We start from the raw sequence: 19,580 nt of genomic DNA, 5'->3' as shown, positions 1-19,580 counted from the left end.
AGAAGCATTTAAGTTTAGCTCTTAAAAAATTTAAAAAAGAACTATGTCGTATAAAAAGGATAATAAAATCAAAAGTAATTTTACCACAATTACAATCAGTCTGGCCTCTCCAGAATCCATTTTGGAACGTTCAAGTGGTGAAGTGCTAAAGCCGGAAACAATTAATTACCGGACTTATAAACCAGAACGAGACGGTTTATTTTGTGAGCGTATTTTCGGCCCGGTAAAAGATTATGAATGCCATTGTGGTAAATACAAACGCATCCGTTATAAAGGTATCGTTTGTGATCGTTGCGGGGTTGAGGTTACAGAGAAAAAGGTTCGCCGTGAGCGTATGGGACATATCAACCTGGTTGTACCCGTTGCGCACATTTGGTATTTTCGTTCATTACCAAATAAAATTGGTTACCTGTTGGGTCTTCCAACTAAAAAACTGGATTTGATTATTTATTACGAACGTTATGTTGTAATAAAACCAGGCATAAAAGAAGCAGACGGGATTTCAAAAATGGATTTTCTGACGGAAGAAGAATATCTGGATATTTTAGATACACTTCCAAAAGAAAATCAATATTTAGATGATAAAGATCCGCAGAAATTTGTAGCCAAAATGGGTGCAGAGGCATTGGAAGAGTTGCTGAAAAATCTTGATTTGGATCAATTATCTTATGATCTTCGTCACCAGGCTGCTAATGAAACTTCCCAGCAACGTAAAAACGAAGCTTTGAAACGTTTACAGGTTGTTGAGGCTTTCCGCGATTCTAAAACAAGGATTGAAAATAATCCTGAGTGGATGATCGTAAAAATTGTTCCGGTTATCCCGCCGGAACTTCGTCCGTTGGTTCCTTTGGAAGGTGGCCGTTTCGCAACTTCTGATTTGAATGATCTGTATCGTCGGGTGATTATCCGAAATAATCGTTTGAAAAGACTGATCGAAATTAAAGCTCCTGAAGTTATTTTACGTAACGAAAAACGCATGTTACAAGAAGCTGTTGACTCTTTATTCGACAACTCACGTAAAGTAAATGCAGTTAAAACCGAAGGTAATCGTGCTTTAAAATCATTATCAGATATTTTAAAAGGTAAACAAGGCCGTTTCCGCCAGAACTTATTAGGAAAACGGGTTGATTATTCTGCCCGTTCTGTAATTGTTGTTGGGCCGAACTTGAAACTCCACGAGTGTGGTTTGCCTAAAGATATGGCTGCCGAACTGTTTAAACCGTTCATTATCCGCAAGATGATTGAAAGAGGTATCGTAAAAACAGTAAAATCAGCTAAAAAAATTGTTGACCGGAAAGATCCGATTGTTTGGGATATTTTGGAAAACGTATTGAAAGGACATCCGGTATTGCTAAACCGTGCGCCAACTTTGCACCGCTTGGGTATCCAGTCTTTTCAGCCAAAACTGATTGAAGGAAAAGCAATTCAACTTCACCCATTAACCTGTACTGCATTTAACGCGGATTTTGACGGTGACCAGATGGCTGTACACGTCCCGCTTGGACACGCAGCAATTCTGGAGGCACAAATCCTGATGCTGGCTTCGCATAATATTTTGAATCCGGCAAACGGAACACCAATTACTGTTCCATCTCAGGATATGGTTTTAGGTCTTTATTACATCACTAAAGGCCGTAAAACGGATGCTGATCGTGTTGTAAAAGGAGAAGGTTTGACTTTTTATTCTGCAGAAGAAGTAATCATTGCTTATAATGAGAAGAAGCTAGATTTACATGCTTTTATCAAAGTAAAAGCAAAAATAAAAGAAGCAGACGGACAAATTGCAAGTAAGATAATTGATACTACGGTCGGGCGTGTGTTGTTTAATCAGCATGTTCCTGAAGAAGTAGGTTATATCAATGAGTTGCTGACCAAAAAATCATTACGTGATATTATCGGAGAAGTTGTTAAAAACACCGGTATGGCACGTGCTGCCCAGTTCTTGGACGAAATTAAGGAATTAGGTTTCCAGATGGCTTTCCGTGGTGGTCTGTCTTTCAACCTGCAGGATTTGAATATCCCTGCAGAGAAAGTTACGCTGATTGATCACGCTTCAAAAGAAGTAGAAGAAGTAATGAATAACTACAATATGGGTTTCATTACCAATAATGAGCGTTACAACCAAATCATCGATATCTGGACCCGTATCAACAATCGTTTGACAGCCAATGTAATGGAAATTTTGTCCAACGATAATCAGGGCTTTAATTCTGTTTATATGATGTTGGATTCAGGTGCACGTGGTTCCAAAGAGCAGATTCGTCAGCTCTGCGGTATGCGTGGTTTGATGGCAAAACCTCAAAAATCTGGTTCTGGTGGTGAAATTATTGAAAATCCGATCTTGTCTAACTTTAAAGAGGGATTATCGGTATTGGAATATTTTATTTCCACTCACGGTGCACGTAAAGGTTTGGCAGATACAGCTTTAAAAACAGCCGATGCCGGTTATCTAACCCGTCGTTTACATGATGTTGCACAAGACATGATTGTTGGCGAAACAGATTGCGGTACATTAAGAGGTATTTATACTACTGCCTTGAAAGACAACGAAGACATTGTTGAGCCATTATATGATCGTATTTTAGGCCGTACTACTTTAAATGATGTTCATGACCCTTTAACTAATGAATTATTGTTGGAAGCAGGAAATGACATCACCGAAGAAATTGCCAGAAGAATAGAAAATTCTCCGTTAGAAGGTATCGAAATCCGTTCCGTTTTGACTTGTGAAGCTAAAAGAGGTGTTTGCGCTTTATGCTACGGAAGAAATTTAGCAAGCGGCAAACGTGTTCAGCGTGGTGAAGCAGTTGGCGTAATTGCTGCACAATCTATCGGTGAACCGGGAACGCAGTTAACGCTGCGTACCTTTCACGTAGGTGGTACTGCCTCTAACATTGCGGCAGAATCCCAGATCAATGCAAAGTTTGACGGTTTTATCGAATTTGAAAACGTTCGTACGGTACATTACAAAACTGAAGAAGGCGAAGTTGATGTGGTATTAGGTCGTTCCGGAGAATTCAGGATTATTGAGAAAGATACCAACAAGGTAATTATGACCAATAATATCCCTTACGGTTCTTACTTGTACATTAAAGATAATACACAAATTTCTAAAGGAGACCGTATTTGTTCTTGGGATCCTTACAACGCAGTAATTATTTCTGAGTTTGCCGGTAAAACACAGTTTGAAGCTGTTCAGGAAGGAATCACTTTCCGCGAAGAATCTGACGAACAAACCGGTCACCGTGAAAAAGTAATTATCGATACCCGCGACAAAACCAAAAACCCGGTTATTCAAATCATTGACAGCAGTAAAAACGTTGTTAAGGGTTATAATATTCCGGTTGGTGCACACATTGCAGTTGATGAAGGTGAAAAAGTACAAACCGGACAGGTTATTGCTAAAATTCCGCGTTCTACCGGAAAAACCCGCGATATTACAGGTGGTTTGCCACGGGTAACCGAGTTGTTTGAGGCGCGTAATCCTTCAAATCCGGCAGTTGTTACAGAAATTGACGGTGTGGTTACTTTAGGCGGGATTAAACGGGGAAACCGGGAAATCACAATTGAATCAAAAGACGGACAGGTTAAGAAATACTTAGTGCCATTGTCCAAACACATTTTGGTTCAGGATAATGACTTTATCAAAGCGGGTATGCCGCTGTCCGACGGTTCGATCTCGCCTGCTGACATTTTATCAATTAAAGGGCCGGCTGCGGTTCAGGAATATCTGGTAAACGGTATCCAGGAAGTTTATCGCTTGCAAGGTGTAAAAATCAACGATAAACACTTTGAAGTGATTGTGCACCAGATGATGCAAAAAGTTACGATTGAAGATGCTGGCGATACGCGTTTCTTAGAAAGGGAAGCGGTTGACAGATGGGATTTCATGATGGAAAACGATGAAATTTACGACAAAAAAGTTGTTGTAGAGTCTGGAAGTTCTACCAATATGAAAGCTGGCCAGATTATTTCTGTCCGGAAGCTGCGTGATGAAAACTCAATGCTTAAACGTAAGGATTTGCAGTTGGTTGAGGCGCGTGATGCCATTGCGGCTACTTCCAGCCAGATGTTGCAGGGCATTACCCGGGCTTCATTGGGTACAAAATCATTCATTTCGGCTGCATCCTTCCAGGAAACAACCAAAGTGCTGAACGAAGCAGCCATTGCAGGCAAACGCGATAAAATGCTTGGTTTAAAAGAAAACGTAATTGTTGGCCACCTGATCCCTTCAGGGACTGGCTTGCGTGCTTATGATAACGTCCGCGTTGGTTCTCAGGAAGAATTTGATCGTTTGATGGCTTCAAAATCAGAAGAAGTAGAAGCATAATAAAACTAAAAAATCAGTAAAGCCCGGCATTGTAAAGTGTCCGGGCTTTTTTATGTGCTAAAAGAAGCATATGCAATTTGTTCTGTTTACCTATTCAAACTAAAGGGGAACAATTCTCATAACCAGTTTAAAACTCGTTTCAAAAACAATCCTAATGCTTCTTTTAGCAACTATTTTTTAACCTTTATGAAAAGCAAAAGGCTTCACTGTTTTTTAGGCGATAAAAGAAGCGTTATAAAAGAAATTTATTAAAAATCAGAACAAATCCTGAAATTATACTGATAAAAGAAGCATCTGCTTAAAACTAAAATAATTGCCCGGGCACAAAAAATTGCTAAAAAATTTACACTTTTACAGAATAGAAATATGTTTGATTTATGTACGATTATTTGATTGTAGGATCCGGGTTATTTGGATCTGTGTTTGCTTACGAAGCTAAAAAAAGAGGTAAAAGATGCCTGATTATAGATAAAAGAGATCATACAGGCGGTAACATTTATAATGAAAGTGTAGAAGGGATTAATGTGCACAAATACGGCGCGCACATCTTTCATACAAATGATAAAAGGATATGGGATTATGTAAATTCTTTTGTTGAATTTAACCGCTATACCAACACACCGGTTGCTGATTACAAAGGTGAATTTTACAACTTACCTTTCAACATGAACACTTTTTATCAGTTATGGAAAGTGAAAACCCCGGCTGAGGCCAAAGCTGTGATTGCCGATCAGATTAAAGATTTGAACATTACGGATCCGCAGAACCTGGAAGAACAGGCTTTATCTTTGGTTGGAACGGATATTTATGAAAAACTGATTAAAGGCTACACCGAAAAACAGTGGGGCCGGGAAGCGAAAGATTTGCCTGCATTTATCATCAAAAGGTTGCCCGTTCGTTTCACATTTGATAACAACTATTTTAACGATACGTATCAGGGTATCCCAAACGGAGGTTATAACAAACTAACAGAAGGTTTGCTGGAAGGAACTGAAGTCAGGCTGAACGAAAACTATTTCGACAATAAAGAATACTATAATTCTTTGGCACCTCAAATTGTTTTTACAGGTAAAATTGATCAGTATTATGATTATCAGTTTGGTAAATTACAATATCGTAGTTTAAGGTTCGAGCAGCAAACCCTGGATATGGACAATTATCAGGGAAGTGCTTTGGTCAATTATACAGAACGCGAAATCCCGTTTACCCGTATTATTGAACATAAACATTTCGAGTTTGGCACACAGCCAAAAACGGTTATCACACATGAATTTCCGGCAGAATGGGACGAAGGCAAAGAACCATTTTACCCAATTAATGATCAGTTAAATAATGATACTTATAAAAAATATAAAGCATTAGCGGATCAGGAAAGCAATGTGATTTTTGGAGGCCGTTTGGCCGAGTACCGCTATTATGACATGCACCAAATTATCGGCTCAGCTTTGAAAAAAGTAGAAACACATTTCGGTTAGTTGTAGTGTATTGTTGATTTTTGAAACGGAGCTGATAAATTTTAGCAGATAAAAGAAGTATTGTTAAATTTAAAAATAAGGTACAGTTGTTAAAGCCTGTTTAAATTTTTCATCAGTAAGTTGACGATGCTTCTTTTATGTCCATAAATCTTGCTTTCCCAATTTTAGGCCGATAAAAGAAGCATGGAAAATAAATCGGATAAAGTTTAAACGCGCTCTTTGCGGATCAAAAAAGCTTATCGACATAATTTTTCATAACGCCCTAAAATCTTCCCGGACTGGGCTAAACACATCCAGCAGCTTACAATCTGTTACTGCTGTGCCGCTATGTTCTGCATCTGGCGGGATAATAGCGAAAATACCGGGTTCTAAAATGCGGTTTTCGCCGTTTACGGTCAGTTCAAATTTACCTTCAAGCACAAAAGCCAATTGTTCGTGGTGGTGGCGGTGCGCGCCGATGCTGCTGCCTGCTTTCACCTCCAGAAAGTTTAACGTATTAGTTGCCGTGTGGATAAGTTTGGCCGAGTAGCCGGGCGCAATAGTTTTGGTTGGGATATTGGCAAAGTTTTGAAAAATATCTTCCATGACAAAGTTAATTTTAGGGTAAATTAAGTCAGCAATATGCAGATTTGTTCTTTAATAGCAACATCAATTCTACCCAAATCAATGAAATTTTATATCGATAAAAACAGCATCCTGAAAACCGCTTCCCTGCTGTTGTTGGCCGGTTTGTTTTGCATGAAAGCATCGGCACAAAACCAACCTCCCATTGCGGTAAACCAGGTAGGTTTTTTGCCGGATGCGCCTAAAATAGCTATCGTTATCGGTAAAGTAAGTGGTAGGTTTTTAGTAAAAAACATGAATGGGAAAGTGGTTTTCAGCGGGAAATTGCAAGCTTCCGGCGTTGCTGATTTTAATGGCGTAAAAACAGCATCTGCCAATTTCAGTGCGTTGCGGCAAAGCGGTAATTTTGTGGTTTCGGTGCAGGGTTTGCCGGATTCTTATCCGTTTAAAATCAAACCGAATGTTTATGCAGATGCAGCAAAAGCTTCCCTCAAAGCGTTTTATTTTCAGCGTGCTTCTACCGGTTTGCCCGAAAAATATGCCGGAAAATGGCACCGTGCCGAAGGTCATCCGGATGATCAGGTGCTTGTTCATCCTTCCGCAGCAAGCGCAAACCGACCGGCCGGAACCAAAATTTCGGCTACGCGCGGCTGGTATGATGCCGGAGATTATAATAAATACGTGGTTAATTCAGGCATTTCCACCGGTACGCTGCTTTCTTTATACGAGGATTTTCCGCAGCACATGGCTTCGGTGCAAACCAATATCCCCGAAACCGGCAATGGCGTTCCGGATATTTTGAACGAGGTTTTATGGAATTTACGCTGGCTGCTGACCATGCAGGATCCGGCGGATGGCGGCGTGTACAACAAGGTTACCAATACCAATTTTGATGCAATGGAAATGCCCGATAAAGATAAAACGCCGCGCTATGTGGTGCAAAAAGGCACTGCGGCCACGCTGGATTTTGCTGCCGTAGCTGCGCAGGCGGCCAGGATTTATAAAGCGTTCCCGAAGCAGTTTCCGGGTTTGGCGGATTCGTGTTTGGCTGCTTCTAAAAAAGCCTGGTCCTGGGCGCAGAAAAATCCGGATCTGGTGTATGATCAGAATGAGATGAACAAAAACTTCGCTCCAAAAATTACGACAGGCGGTTATGGCGATGCTGTTTTTACCGATGAATTTTTGTGGGCGGCCTGCGAACTGACGATTTCGACAGGCAACGATCAATATTACCAATCGGTAAATGTTCTGGCTGATCCAGCGATGCCGCTTCCGGGTTGGTCGCAGGTGAAATTACTGGGTTTTTATGCCCTCACGCAAAATCAAAAGAAACTGACCGGAAAAGCAAAAACGGATTTGCCGGAAATCAAAAAACGCTTAACTGCTTTTGCAGATGGTTTACTGAAAGGTTTAAGTGCTTATCACACCGTTTTTGGTAAAACAGAAAATGATTTTGGCTGGGGAAGCAATTCTGTCGCTGCAAACCAGGGAATTGCACTGATCAAAGCCTATCAACTTAGCCAAAACAAAAAATATTTGAATGCTGCATTGACCAATCTGGATTATTTGCTTGGCCAAAACGCAACTGGTTATAGTTTTTTAACCGGTTTCGGTAGCAAAACGCCTATGCACCCGCACCACCGGCCTTCGGTTGCAGATGGCGTGGTTGAGCCTGTGCCGGGATTACTGGTTGGTGGTGCCAATCCGGGCAGACAAGACGGTGTAAATTACCCTTCGACCGTGCCAAATTTGGCCTATATTGATGATGACCGCGCTTATGCTGCCAACGAAATCGCCATCAACTGGAATGCGCCTTTTGCTTATCTGATCAATGCTTTGGAAGCTTTGCAGTGGAAATTTTAAAAGTTGTTTGAGTTAATTCGTAGCTTGTTTCGATGCTTCTTTTATCACCTGAAATATGATCACTGTAAACAAGAAGTACAGCAATCATTCAAAATAACTTCATTAGTGATAATGTATTGTATAGAATGCCTTCAAGAATATTAACAAAAACTTTTTAAGTTAAATTTTCAAAAAAGTTTTTTGATTTACTTGCAGTCGATTGCCCACATATTTTTACACTTGTAACTTGTAAACTACAAAATTTGTGGTTTTAATAGTTGAGGTTATTTAAACTTATTTAGCATAACAAAAGGGGATTCTGGGAAAGGGTTGGGGTTTAGTGGCGGTAGATCATGAAACAGGAGACTTTCAGGGGGGACGTGGACAAAGGCACGGTAGGGAAAATACTAGTGCCTCATTTAAGCAGAGGGGAACGTAGTTTTCGGTGTAAAACACCTGTTTCCCAGGCAGTACAGGCTATATTGTTCAGGTCAAGAACAGGCTGCCAGTGGCGCGGGCTGCCATTAAAGCGGTTTATAGTGGGTGCTTCGTTAAGCCGGCAGGGCTTTGGCGTTTATTGTCGTTTTATCAAATGGTGCATGGACTGTCCATAGTGTTCAGTATGGACAGGGCCTTTACATCCTTACCGATGCCATTTAGACCTATCTTCGATTCAATTAGATGGCAGCCACACGCCTACAAAATGGGGCGGGCGGGCGTAGTAGGTTGCCAGGGCAGGAAGGCCCTAAAAACCAGTAATGCACAGTTTTTTGAGGACAGTACTGGCCAGGTGCTTGCCTTATCCAAGCCTCAAGAAAGACAGCACCATGGCCTGTATGAAAAAAAAGTTCCCTTTACACGGCTTTGTGTAGTACTAAATAGGCGGCTATAGACAGTAGGGGCAATTTTTAAACGCCGATGCCGGTTTTGATGGTCAAGAACCCAGGAAGGCCTGCGTGGAAAAAGGAAATCCAAGCCAACATTAGACCAAACCCACGTGACCATAAAGGCAACGATATTGAAGACCAGTACCTTGATGAAGGGCTGTATAAAAGAAGGACGGTAACAGGGCAACGCCTGGATGGACAGTTACAAAGCACTGCTTGTCCGTTATGATGTGCTGACTATGAACCGGACAGCAACGCATTGGATGGCTTTTTTCGGTATTCTTGCTCAAAAGAATTAACAAGAAAACAAAAGTTTAAACAACCTCGTGGTAAAAGAAGCATAGAAAATATATTAAACAAAATTTAAACAGGCCCCAAGCGATTAAACTTGCTACTTAAAACATAAAAGGCCATTCATCACGAATGGTCTTTTATCCAAATACCGGTTTTTGATTAATCTGTTTTCAAAAAACTTCCTTTTTCGTTAAAAACCAAGTCTTTGCCTTTTATTTCGGCTTCGTACATAGTAGCACCTTTGGCATCGGTAACTTTTCCGGCTTCGGTTATTTTGGCACCCTTATAATGTTGTTTAACATAAACAGCAACACCGGCGGGCAGTTTATTGGGGGAAATTGCCACAACCTGCTCTAAAAACTCACCGGCTGGCGTAAACTGAACAGACATATCTTCGCCGGATTTTCCTCCCCAGTTAGCTTCAAAATTTCCTTTCTCCTTTTCCCAGGTGATATGGCTGGCTGCCGGATACTTTTTCATCAAAGCAGTTTTTGCAGCAGCGGGAACAGCGGCACTTTTTACTTTTTGCGCCATAGCAAGCCCTGTTATGGCCGGAAACAATAATGTACTTAAAATGATCTTTTTCATGATTTTGATTTTATAAACAATTGTAAATAAACATTCTGTGTAAATCCTGTTGGTGCAACCGTTTATAAATCCTTCGATTCTTTATCAATTAAAAATAATTTATCCTGTTTTATTTAGGGCCTGTTTAAAATCTTATCCGGTTTATTTTCCATGTTTCTTTTATCGGCCTAAATCTGAAAAACAAAATTTACGGGCATAAAAGAAGTATGGTGTTTTTTTTCGGCATAAATTTTAAACGCGCTATTGTTTTTCGATCTGCCTGAAAAACACAACTTAAAACAATACCGCACCAATTTTACAGGTGTAAAAGAAGCATCGTTATTTAAACAGGATTTCTTCAGTTTCTATTTATAACTTACCGGGGTGAAGCTATTGATTATTGAAGATGAAAAAGGGCTGCGTGAAAGTATAGAAACTTACTTTACCGAAGCCGGAAACATTTGCGAAACAGCGGCCAGCTTTTTTATCGCACAGGAAAAAATAAACCTGTACCGTTATGATTGCATTTTGCTGGATATTACTTTGCCCGGCGGCAATGGTTTAGCCATTTTAGAGAGCTTAAAAAAGAGCAATTATCCGGACGGTGTCTTGATTATTTCTGCTAAAAACTCGCTCCAAGACCGGCTGACCGGGTTGGATTTGGGTGCTGATGACTACCTTACCAAACCATTCCATCTATCAGAGTTACGGGCCAGGGTTACAGCCATTATCAGACGGAAAACTTTTGGTGGAAATGATCTTTTAAACTTTAATGAAATTAGTATCGATTTGAGGGCAAAAGTGGTTACCGTACATAAAAAAGCACTTAAATTAACACGCAAAGAGTTTGCTCTATTGGTATATTTTGTGGTAAACAAAGGAAAAATTGTATCAAAAAATGCAATTGCCGAGCATTTGTGGGGCGATGAGTTTGATATGGTCGATAATTTTGATTTTATTTATTCACATGTTAAAAATATCCGCAAAAAATTAATAGAGGCCGGAAGTACGGATTACATACACGCAGCATATGGCATGGGTTATAAATTTGCAAACGTTTGAAACTGATCAGTAAGTACAACAGGGTCAATTTAGCAACCGCCATAGTGGTCATCATTTCCATCAGCGTGTTGTATTATCAGGTAATCAGTTTGGTGCTCAACCGGCAGGTAGATCAGGATTTGGAAGTTGAGGAGCAGGAGATTTTTGATTTTGTAAAACTGAACCATCGTTTGCCACAGGTTTTTAAATCTACCGATCAGCAGATTGTTTTTCAAAATGCGGGCACTTCCGGCATAAACCGCCGCTTCATCGATACTAATTTTTATAATGCTAAAGAAAAGGAAAAAGAATCAGGCAGGGGATTGATCAGCTCTGTTATGGTTGGCGGCCAAAATTACAAGGTACAGATCACAGAATCCAAAGTTGAAACCGAAGATCTGATAAAAGTTATTTTTAGTATAACCCTGGTGTTGATCCTCGTTTTACTAACTGCGTTATTTATCATCAACAGGTATGTGCTGCAACATTTATGGCAACCTTTTTACGGTTCGTTGCTGCGTTTAAAATCTTTTGATATTGCCGGCAAGGAAAACAAACTGAAGCAAGCCGAATCAGGGATCACTGAGTTTGACGAGTTAAACCTGGCCATTGGCTCAATGGCGGATAAAGTGATAAAAGATTACAACGAACTAAAGGTTTTTACAGAAAACGCTTCGCACGAACTGATGACGCCGATTGCCGTTATCAACTCCAAGCTGGACAATCTTTTACAAACAGATCAATTTACTGACGGGCAAAGTAAATTGCTGGAAGATTTATACCAGAGTGTGGCGCGCTTAACGCATTTGAACAAGTCTATGCTGCTGCTGGCCAAAATTGAAAACCAAATTTTGTCCGATAAAAAAAGCATTCGGCTGGACACCCTGCTGATCGGTTTGACCCAACGGTTCAACGAACTTTTTATTATGAAAAACATTACCCTTACTTCTTTTATCGAGCTAAAAGAAGTAACGGCCAACGAGTTTCTGGCAGAAATTTTATTGACCAACCTGCTCGGCAACGCCATTCGGCATAATCGCAATAATGGAAAAATTGAAATAAAACTGGATCAAAACAAGTTGACCATCAGCAACACCGGCCTGAACGATATTTTATTGGTCGATGCTATTTTCAACCGTTTTAGTAAATCGCCTGAATCTGAAGGAAGTGGTTTGGGTTTAACCATTTCCCGGCAGATATGCGCAACCAGTAATTGGGGCCTGGATTATCAGTTTGTAGAGCAGTTGCACTGTTTTACGGTGAAATTTGATACTAAAGTTTAAGATAAATTTGAATTGATTATATGTGGTGGATTTATGCTTTACTTTCTGCTTTTTTTGCGTCGCTAACTGCCATATTTGCCAAAATCGGAGTAACTAATGTTAATTCTGATCTGGCAACGGCAATCAGAACGGTAGTCATTTTGATTGTTGCCTGGGGGATTGCCATCGCCCGCGGAGAATTAAAAGGTATTGCAGAACTATCAAAACATAGCGTTTTGTTCCTCATTTTATCGGGTCTGGCAACCGGGTTATCCTGGATATTTTATTACAAAGCGTTGCAGTTGGGCAAAGTATCACAAGTTGCACCGGTTGATAAACTCAGCGTGGCGTTAACAATTATATTGTCGGTCATTATCTTAAAAGAAACTTTGTCTTTAAAAGCAGCAATCGGTGCACTGATGATCATATGCGGCACTTTGGTATTGATCTTTTAAAAAATACAATCAAAAATAGGATTTATAGCCTGTTTAAATTTTGGTTGATAAATGTACAATGCTTCTTTTATGCCAGTAAATTTTGGTTTTGTAATTGATGCAGATAGAGAAACCCGCATACAAACAACTAAATTTTAGGTGATAAAAGAAGCATTGCCAACCTGTTGGCAGAAATTTGAATTTTTTTTCGGTTCCCGGAAATTTAATGCACCACCGTATCGATGCCTTTCTGCTCGTTTGTTAAACCGTTTGCTGCACAAATAAAAGACGAATGCACAAACGTCTGACCAAAATTCCCAAGCATTTGCTTCCTGTCGGCAGCGATTTCCTCACTGAAAAAGCCAAGGTCGTTCTGGCAATTTTTAACAGCTTCTAAAATCAGTTTCGATTTTTGGTAATTGCCCGCAACGGCATAATAATGCGCCATCCAGCATGATCCTGCCAGAAAATAGCCTTCTTTTCCGGCATCAAACTCAATCAGCGTACGCCGGTATAAATTATCCTGCCCGCAATACTTTTCAATTTCGGCCACCGTTGCCTTCATTTCTGCAGAATCCGGCCTGGTAAAATCCCACAAAGCGTATAAAGCAGCTGATACATCCACCTTTTGCGATCCGGCATAGTTGGCATAAGCACCGCTGTCCGTCAGGCAGTTTTGATATACAAATTCCCGGATCAGGCGCGCATTGTACAGCCAGGTTTCCGCCTCCTTTGCATCTTCGTTAAAAGGGGCAACCATTTCCAAACCGCGGGCACAAAGCACCTTCCCGGATGTGTAATGCAGCGCTTTGCCTTCTTCCCAAATACCGTTGTCCTCTTTTTCCCAGTTTTTGCAAATGTAACCGGCCACTTGCTTAACCGTTTTCCAGTGCAGCCGTTTACGGTATTTGTCATAAATGATTTTGCAGGCAATCAGCACATTTGCGGCGGCATCCAACTGCAGTTGTTTGGTGGCCGCATTGCCCAATTGCACTGGCCTGCTGTTGGCATAACCGTTTAAAGGCAATTGTTTTGTAGGATTAACTAATTGATGGTCAATGGTATAAAGTGGATAAATACACTCTTCAGGATTCGTTTTCATGGCCTTGTGCAAAAATCCCAGAAACTTAAACTCTGTTTTGCCATCCACGTCCAGCACAGATAATGCACCGGTTATCAAGGCAGCATCGCGAACCCAAACGTAGCGGTAATCATAGTTGCGTTCGCCGCCAATCACTTCCGGCAAAGCCATGGTTGCAGCAGCCAAAACGCCGCCGGTTGCAACACAGGTTAATTGATGAATGGCGCGCACAGAAGCCAAAACTTCTTCTTTAAAAAGCCCTTCATACTGAAAACCTGCTGCCGTACTGCGCCATTCGTTCTGTGTAACGGTTAACTGTTCGTCAACATTAAGCTGTTCCATTTTTAACACCGAATCCGTTAGATAAGCCCAGCCGTGCTGCCCTTTGCCAAGGGTAAACTCTACTGTATCTGTAGCGGTAATTTTTAGGGGCGATGAACAGTATAAGTATAGTTTGGCCACTTTAAAATATACGGTGCAGGCATCAATTTGAATTACCGTTTCCGGATCCAGTCCGTACTTTCCGGCAATTTTTAAGGTGGAGAGCAAGCTGGTCGGTACTTCAGAAAACCGCCTTAAAATACCCGGCCCTGCGCTTTTCATCGGCATAAAATCACGAATAGAAAACCCGCCGGCCCAACTGTTGAAAAAAGTTTGCAGAACGCTGCCATGCTCCATATAAGCCCGGTTTTGGTAATTGCCACCAGTTAAAGCCACACGCCAATAACCACCTTTTTGGGCATCGATCAAGGTACTCAAAACTGCCGCGCCATCAAACCTGCCGGGGCAATACCAATGTATGGTGCCTTGCTTGTCCAGCAGGGCACATGTATTTCTGTCGCTTATTAGGGCAAGTTCGTTTATTGCAGGTTGTTCAATCATGATTTTCGGTTTCTGCTTTATCAGCTTAAAAAAATTTCGACTAAAAATTGCCGGTAAAAGAAGCATAACATTTACAAACAGCACGTAAATTATGCAAAGGTAATATTTGTTGCAACAGCTAATTGACAAAAACTTATCGGCATACTGTTTTTACCGGCATAAAAAAGGCATGTATTTTTGTAATGTATATACCGGAAAAGAGGCAAGGTTTTAAAAATTGTCCGTACCATAATCTGCCTAAAAAACTTGTTTGCTGTTTTTAAAGCCATATTTTTCTGCGGATGACCATTAAAAAATAATTAAAAGTTTGCGCCAATATTTGATATTCAATAAGTTAACTAAATATTATGCGTAATTTTAAAACTTTCAATTTAAAACGGCGTAAAAACTGTAATAATTATAGGTAGAATGTTAATTATTAAAAGCGATAAACCGATTGGGTTTACTTTTAAAAGCATTAACTGATCTAATCAAATATATGCAGATACTAATATTTACAACTGTTTTTTTTCCGTTGCGTGGCGGCATTGAAAACCTTACGCTTAACCTTTGCAGGCAGTTTATTGATCAGGGCCACGAAGTAAAAGTGATCGCTTACCAAAAGCAAACCGAAACACTGCCGGACATTGAAGTTTATTATGCGCCAAGTTTTGCAAAAATGCTCGAACTGTTTTTATGGTGCAAAATTTATTACATGCCCAATATTTCCTTAAAAGGCGTTTGGCCATTGTTGATCGGGCCGCGCAAAAGATGGGTAATTTCCCAGAATGATTTCTCGCTCACCAACAAAAGAAATTTACTGTCGGTAATAAAACTGTTTTTGATCAAGTTTTCTTCGGAGAATATTTCGGTGAGCAAAAGTGTGGCAACTTCTTTGGGCACACCATCAGCAATAATTTACAATTGTTATGACGATCTTCTTTTCAAAGCAAAACCAGAAACCGCAAGGCCGCTGGATTTTGTTTTTGTGGGAAGACTGGTTTCGCAAAAAGGCTGCGATACGTTGATCAGGGCTTGTTATGATTTGAATTTGCCTTTCAGTTTGACTATTGTGGGCGACGGACCGGAACTGCCCCGGTTAAAAACCATTGCCGAAACGCTTGAACTAACAGAACACATTACTTTTAAGGGCACGCTAAAAAGCACGGAAATTGCAGAAATATTAAATCGGCATAAAGTATTGGTGATCCCGTCCAGCGGAAAAGAAGGTTTCGGGATTGTGGCTTTAGAAGGATTGGCCTGCGGGTGCCGCGTAATTGCAGCAGATGCCGGCGGTTTGGCCGAAGCGGTGGGCAGCTTTGGCAAACTTTTCCCTCCGGGCGATGTGCACGCACTGCATGGCTTGTTAAAAGAGGCTTTGCAAAACATCAACCAGCCCGGTTATACACCTGAAGAACTGGCCGTTTATCTGAAAAATTATCATATACAGGTTGTTGCCCAAAAATACCTGTCGGTTTTTGGCAGCGCGGCATGAGCAGCCCAAATTTTACCCCCTAAAAGAAGTATTGTTGTTTTTCAGATCAGCAGTAAGATGAAATACGGATTGCCGGGAAACCTGATCGCCGATATCCAGTTTTAACGCATCGGCCTTGTTGATAAAGTAAACAATCCCTTCCGCACGGTCCATGTTCTGGTCGATCAGTTTAAGAAACCCAACCCAAAAAGTCAGGCCAAAAATCTCGGTACAAATAACACGTTCAACTTCCAGAACGGTACAATGTTGGTTCGCATTCATGGTATTTTTTTATTGTTTTGGACTGCCGTTTAGCAATAAGTTTATTTTTTATACGAGTTTTAATTTGATTAGGTTAACAGTTTTTACTTTTTGATAAAAAACTTAACCGGGGCTGATTTTACAGCTGCGCGCTAATCCCTAAAAGCGAAAAAAGTGCAACATGCTTCTTTTACCGCCTAAATTTTGGGCAGATTTATTTCTACCTGACCAAAAATCCAGCGGCACGTTATAAAACAAAATTGCGTTTAAACTGCAAAGCCTGATGTTTAACCAGGCTTTGTTTTTTGCTGAAAGTCCAATTTACACGGTTGCAGTTCTGCCCATCAGCCTTTGGCTTAATTCTGGAAAGCGGATGGTGGCCGTTACCCAAACTACACATTGTAAAATAACCGGCGCAAAAATAGGTAGCTGATGCTCTAAATGCGTGGCAATTGCACCGCCCAGATAAGCCGCCAGCAGCAACGTGCCGAGCAACCCCGTCCGCGGGATGATAAACAGGATGATGGAAAGGATTTCTACTACGCCGATCATTTTCAAAATCTCTGGTGTCAGGCCAAACGCAGCGGCACTTTTTGCGGCATCGGCACCGCCCATAAATTTCATGGAAGCACTGGCAAAAAATGCGAAAGCCAGTATCGCGGTAAGCACCCAGCCAATAATGTTCCTTGTTTTTGTGTTCATTTTGTTTTTGTGTGGTTTAGTTAAATATTGTTTTTATTGTCTGCTAAATATACTTCTTTTACGGGCATAAATTCAGGCCGGTAAAAGAAGCGTCCCAGTTAATCCTTTCCGCATCAACTTCCGCCCAAAACCTTATTTTTGTTTGGAATGATCAAAAAAGCAACCATCGATAAAATTTTTGAGGCCACGGATATTGCCGAAGTGATCGGCGAATTTGTACAGCTGAAAAAGCGTGGTGCCAATTTTGTGGGTTTGTCGCCTTTTGCAAACGAAAAAACGCCATCATTTACCGTTTCGCCGGTGAAAGGGATTTTTAAAGATTTCTCGACAGGCGTTGGCGGTTCGGCAGTTACGTTTTTGATGGAGCACGAAAAATTTACGTATCCCGAAGCGTTAAAATGGCTCGCCAAAAAGTATAATATTGAGGTTGAGGAAGATCAGCAGAAACCCGAAAACATAGAAGAAGACAACCGGCGTGAAAGTTTGATGCTGGTTTCGGCATATGCGGCCAGGTTTTTTAATGAAAGTTTGCTGGATTCTCCTGAAGGAAAAAATATCGGTTTAAGTTATTTTAAAGAACGCGGTTTCCGGGAAGATGTGATCAAAAAGTTTGAGCTGGGTTATTCGCCGGACAATTGGGAAGCGTTCAGTTCGGCGGCCATCAAACAAAACTACCAGCCGGAATTTTTGCTGGAAAGCGGCCTTTCCGTAAAGCGGGATAACGGCACGTTGTACGATCGTTACCGTGGCCGCGTGATGTTCCCGATCCATAATTTTACCGGCCGCGTGGTCGGTTTTGGCGGCAGGACGCTGAAAAATGATAAAAGCGTCCCGAAATACGTCAACTCGCCCGAATCGGAAATCTACCATAAATCAAACCTGCTTTACGGTTTGTATTTTGCCAAACGTGCCATCCGCGAAGCTGATAATTGTTATCTGGTAGAAGGTTATGCGGATGTAATTTCGGTGCATCAGGCTGGTATTGAGAATGTTGTGGCTTCATCCGGAACTTCGTTAACAGTTGAGCAAATACGTTTGATTGGCCGATCAACAAAGAACATTACAATTTTATATGATGGCGACGCGGCAGGCATAAAAGCAGCATTACGCGGTTTAAGCTTACTCTACGAAGAAGGATTTAACGTAAAAGTAGTATTATTCGCTGATGGCCATGACCCTGATTCATTTATAAAAGCATATGGATCAAGTGCGTTCAAAAAACATATCGAAACAACAACTAAAGGAATAATAGATTTCTATCTACTGACAATAAGTAAAGAAGATTTTTTCGATCCTATTAAAAAAATTAAAACTACAGATGATATAGCTGAAATTTTATCAAATCACCCAGACCCTGAATTTCGAAAAACATATATAACCCAAGTTGCTCATAAACTTAACATAGATGAACGAGGGTTTTTAAGCGCCGTTAACAAATTAGTCACAAAAAAATCTAATAGTAAACGACCTTCAAATATAAAATCCGAGGACAACGAAGTTAATTCGGTAATTCAAGAAAATAGAACTAAACCAGATTACCAAGAATTAAGTCCGGACGAACTTAATTTGCTTTATAGGGACTTAAGTCAGGAGAAAGAAATTGTGCGCCTGCTGATTACGTACGGCAATAAAATGATTGATTGGGACGGCATTGCCAACACCTATATCGGTCCGTTTATGATTGCCGAACTGAGCGACGTAGAATTTGAAAACCCGGAAAGTAAAAATATCGTTCAGATTTATCAGCAGGAACTGGAAAATGGCCGCTTGCCGGACGAAGCTTTTTTCATTCATCATAGCAATCGCAGCGTTGCAGACCTGGCGGTTTCCATGGTTTCTACGCCTTATAATTTAAGCGAAAACTGGTACGAAAAGCATAAAATATTGGTGAGCAGCGAGCAGGACAACATGAAAGCCGCCATATTAGGTGCCATTTTCCATCTTAAAAAACGAAAAGTTGACCAGATTTTGGAAGGCATCCGCAGAGAATTGCAAACTACTGAAAGTGAAGACGATACGGATATTTTGCTGAACAAATATCAGCACATGAAAAAAGTGGAAAAATATATTTCTGATTTTCTGGGTTCTGTGGTTTTGAAATAATGGCCGAACACAACGATCTTGGTTTTAAAGGGGAAGCTTTGGCCAAACAACACCTGGAAGCAGCTGGTTACGAAATTTTAGACGAAAACTGGCGTTTTGGTAAAGCAGAAGTGGATTTGATTGCATATCTCGATAAAACCATCATTTTTGTGGAAGTGAAAACACGCAGCGGGAATGCTTTTGGCGATCCGGAAGATTTTGTGGACGCCGCCAAGCAAAAGCTGCTTTTTAGTGCTGCCGAAGAGTTTATCGAACTGATGGGTTATAACGGCGAAGCACGGTTTGACATTATTGCAATTTTATTTAACAAACAGGGAAATCATTGTTTAAACCATATTCAGGATGCTTTTTGGCCTGATCCGGAGTGATGATATAGATTAATTATATCTTAAGCTTGATTAG

General features: G+C 40.7%; 14 protein-coding genes. 9 read left to right on the top strand and 5 right to left on the bottom strand.

Annotation, left to right across the window (positions count from 1 at the left end; translation table 11 throughout):
* The first annotated feature begins 43 nt into the window (after positions 1–43).
* Together rpoC and glf are read left to right on the top strand one after the other, a co-directional pair.
* The gene (rpoC, locus tag ACOFKR_RS12965; RefSeq protein WP_419801232.1) at positions 44–4,330 is read left to right on the top strand and encodes a DNA-directed RNA polymerase subunit beta'; all 4,287 of its coding nucleotides are present in this window, start codon (positions 44–46) and stop codon (positions 4,328–4,330) included.
* Positions 4,331–4,707: 377 nt separating this feature from the next.
* Positions 4,708–5,805 carry a UDP-galactopyranose mutase gene (gene glf / locus ACOFKR_RS12960; RefSeq protein ID WP_419801231.1) on the top strand — a complete coding sequence of 366 codons (1,098 nt, stop codon included), beginning with the start codon at positions 4,708–4,710 and terminating at the stop codon, positions 5,803–5,805.
* 252 nt (positions 5,806–6,057) lie between these two features.
* On the opposite strand, the gene ACOFKR_RS12955 is transcribed toward glf, so the two are convergent.
* On the bottom strand, positions 6,058–6,390 hold the full coding sequence (locus ACOFKR_RS12955; protein ID WP_419801230.1) for a cupin domain-containing protein: 333 nt from the start codon (positions 6,388–6,390) through the stop codon (positions 6,058–6,060).
* 81 nt (positions 6,391–6,471) lie between these two features.
* Here ACOFKR_RS12955 and ACOFKR_RS12950 point away from each other — a divergent pair, with 81 nt between their 5' ends.
* A complete protein-coding gene (locus ACOFKR_RS12950) occupies positions 6,472–8,232 on the top strand; it encodes a glycoside hydrolase family 9 protein (RefSeq protein ID WP_419801229.1) in 1,761 nt (586 codons plus the stop codon).
* Between the two features lie 1,319 nt (positions 8,233–9,551).
* Here the strand turns inward: ACOFKR_RS12950 and ACOFKR_RS12945 are convergent.
* Positions 9,552–9,980 carry a PepSY-like domain-containing protein gene (locus tag ACOFKR_RS12945; protein WP_419801228.1) on the bottom strand — a complete coding sequence of 143 codons (429 nt, stop codon included), beginning with the start codon at positions 9,978–9,980 and terminating at the stop codon, positions 9,552–9,554.
* 363 nt (positions 9,981–10,343) lie between these two features.
* Between ACOFKR_RS12945 and ACOFKR_RS12940 the strand changes: the two genes are divergently transcribed.
* From ACOFKR_RS12940 to ACOFKR_RS12930, 3 genes are read left to right on the top strand one after another with little or no spacing between them, the layout of a single operon-like run.
* Positions 10,344–11,021 (top strand): response regulator transcription factor, encoded by a 678-nt coding sequence (locus ACOFKR_RS12940; protein WP_419801227.1) that lies wholly within the window; start codon positions 10,344–10,346, stop codon positions 11,019–11,021.
* Positions 11,018–12,283 (top strand): sensor histidine kinase, encoded by a 1,266-nt coding sequence (locus tag ACOFKR_RS12935; protein WP_419801226.1) that lies wholly within the window; start codon positions 11,018–11,020, stop codon positions 12,281–12,283. The genes ACOFKR_RS12940 and ACOFKR_RS12935 overlap by 4 nt, the downstream gene beginning before the upstream one ends.
* Before the next feature lie 20 nt (positions 12,284–12,303).
* Positions 12,304–12,717 (top strand): EamA family transporter, encoded by a 414-nt coding sequence (locus tag ACOFKR_RS12930; protein ID WP_419801225.1) that lies wholly within the window; start codon positions 12,304–12,306, stop codon positions 12,715–12,717.
* Positions 12,718–12,919: 202 nt separating this feature from the next.
* On the opposite strand, the gene ACOFKR_RS12925 is transcribed toward ACOFKR_RS12930, so the two are convergent.
* On the bottom strand, positions 12,920–14,659 hold the full coding sequence (locus tag ACOFKR_RS12925; RefSeq protein ID WP_419801224.1) for a glycoside hydrolase family 15 protein: 1,740 nt from the start codon (positions 14,657–14,659) through the stop codon (positions 12,920–12,922).
* Positions 14,660–15,137: 478 nt separating this feature from the next.
* On the opposite strand from ACOFKR_RS12925, the gene ACOFKR_RS12920 reads away from it, so the two are divergent.
* Complete coding sequence (locus ACOFKR_RS12920; RefSeq protein WP_419801223.1) at positions 15,138–16,133, top strand: glycosyltransferase family 4 protein; 996 nt, start codon at positions 15,138–15,140, stop codon at positions 16,131–16,133.
* A 12-nt stretch (positions 16,134–16,145) separates the two neighbouring features.
* Here the strand turns inward: ACOFKR_RS12920 and ACOFKR_RS12915 are convergent, their stop codons facing one another.
* Positions 16,146–16,394, bottom strand: a complete 249-nt coding sequence (locus ACOFKR_RS12915; protein ID WP_419801222.1) for a hypothetical protein — start codon at positions 16,392–16,394, stop codon at positions 16,146–16,148.
* Positions 16,395–16,694: 300 nt separating this feature from the next.
* Complete coding sequence (locus ACOFKR_RS12910; protein ID WP_419801221.1) at positions 16,695–17,075, bottom strand: DoxX family protein; 381 nt, start codon at positions 17,073–17,075, stop codon at positions 16,695–16,697.
* Between the two features lie 147 nt (positions 17,076–17,222).
* Here ACOFKR_RS12910 and dnaG point away from each other — a divergent pair, with 147 nt between their 5' ends.
* Together dnaG and ACOFKR_RS12900 are read left to right on the top strand one after the other, a co-directional pair.
* Positions 17,223–19,178 carry a DNA primase gene (dnaG, locus tag ACOFKR_RS12905; protein ID WP_419801220.1) on the top strand — a complete coding sequence of 652 codons (1,956 nt, stop codon included), beginning with the start codon at positions 17,223–17,225 and terminating at the stop codon, positions 19,176–19,178.
* Positions 19,178–19,546, top strand: coding sequence for a YraN family protein (locus ACOFKR_RS12900; protein WP_419801219.1), 369 nt, complete (start codon positions 19,178–19,180; stop codon positions 19,544–19,546). The genes dnaG and ACOFKR_RS12900 overlap by 1 nt, the downstream gene beginning before the upstream one ends.
* The last annotated feature ends 34 nt before the right edge of the window (positions 19,547–19,580 follow it).

The sequence above is a fragment of the Mucilaginibacter sp. genome (assembly GCF_965201005.1).
Lineage (GTDB): Bacteria > Bacteroidota > Bacteroidia > Sphingobacteriales > Sphingobacteriaceae > Mucilaginibacter_A.
The sequence above is the reverse complement of the archived record's forward strand: the minus strand, read 5'-3'. Positions and strand labels throughout refer to the sequence as shown.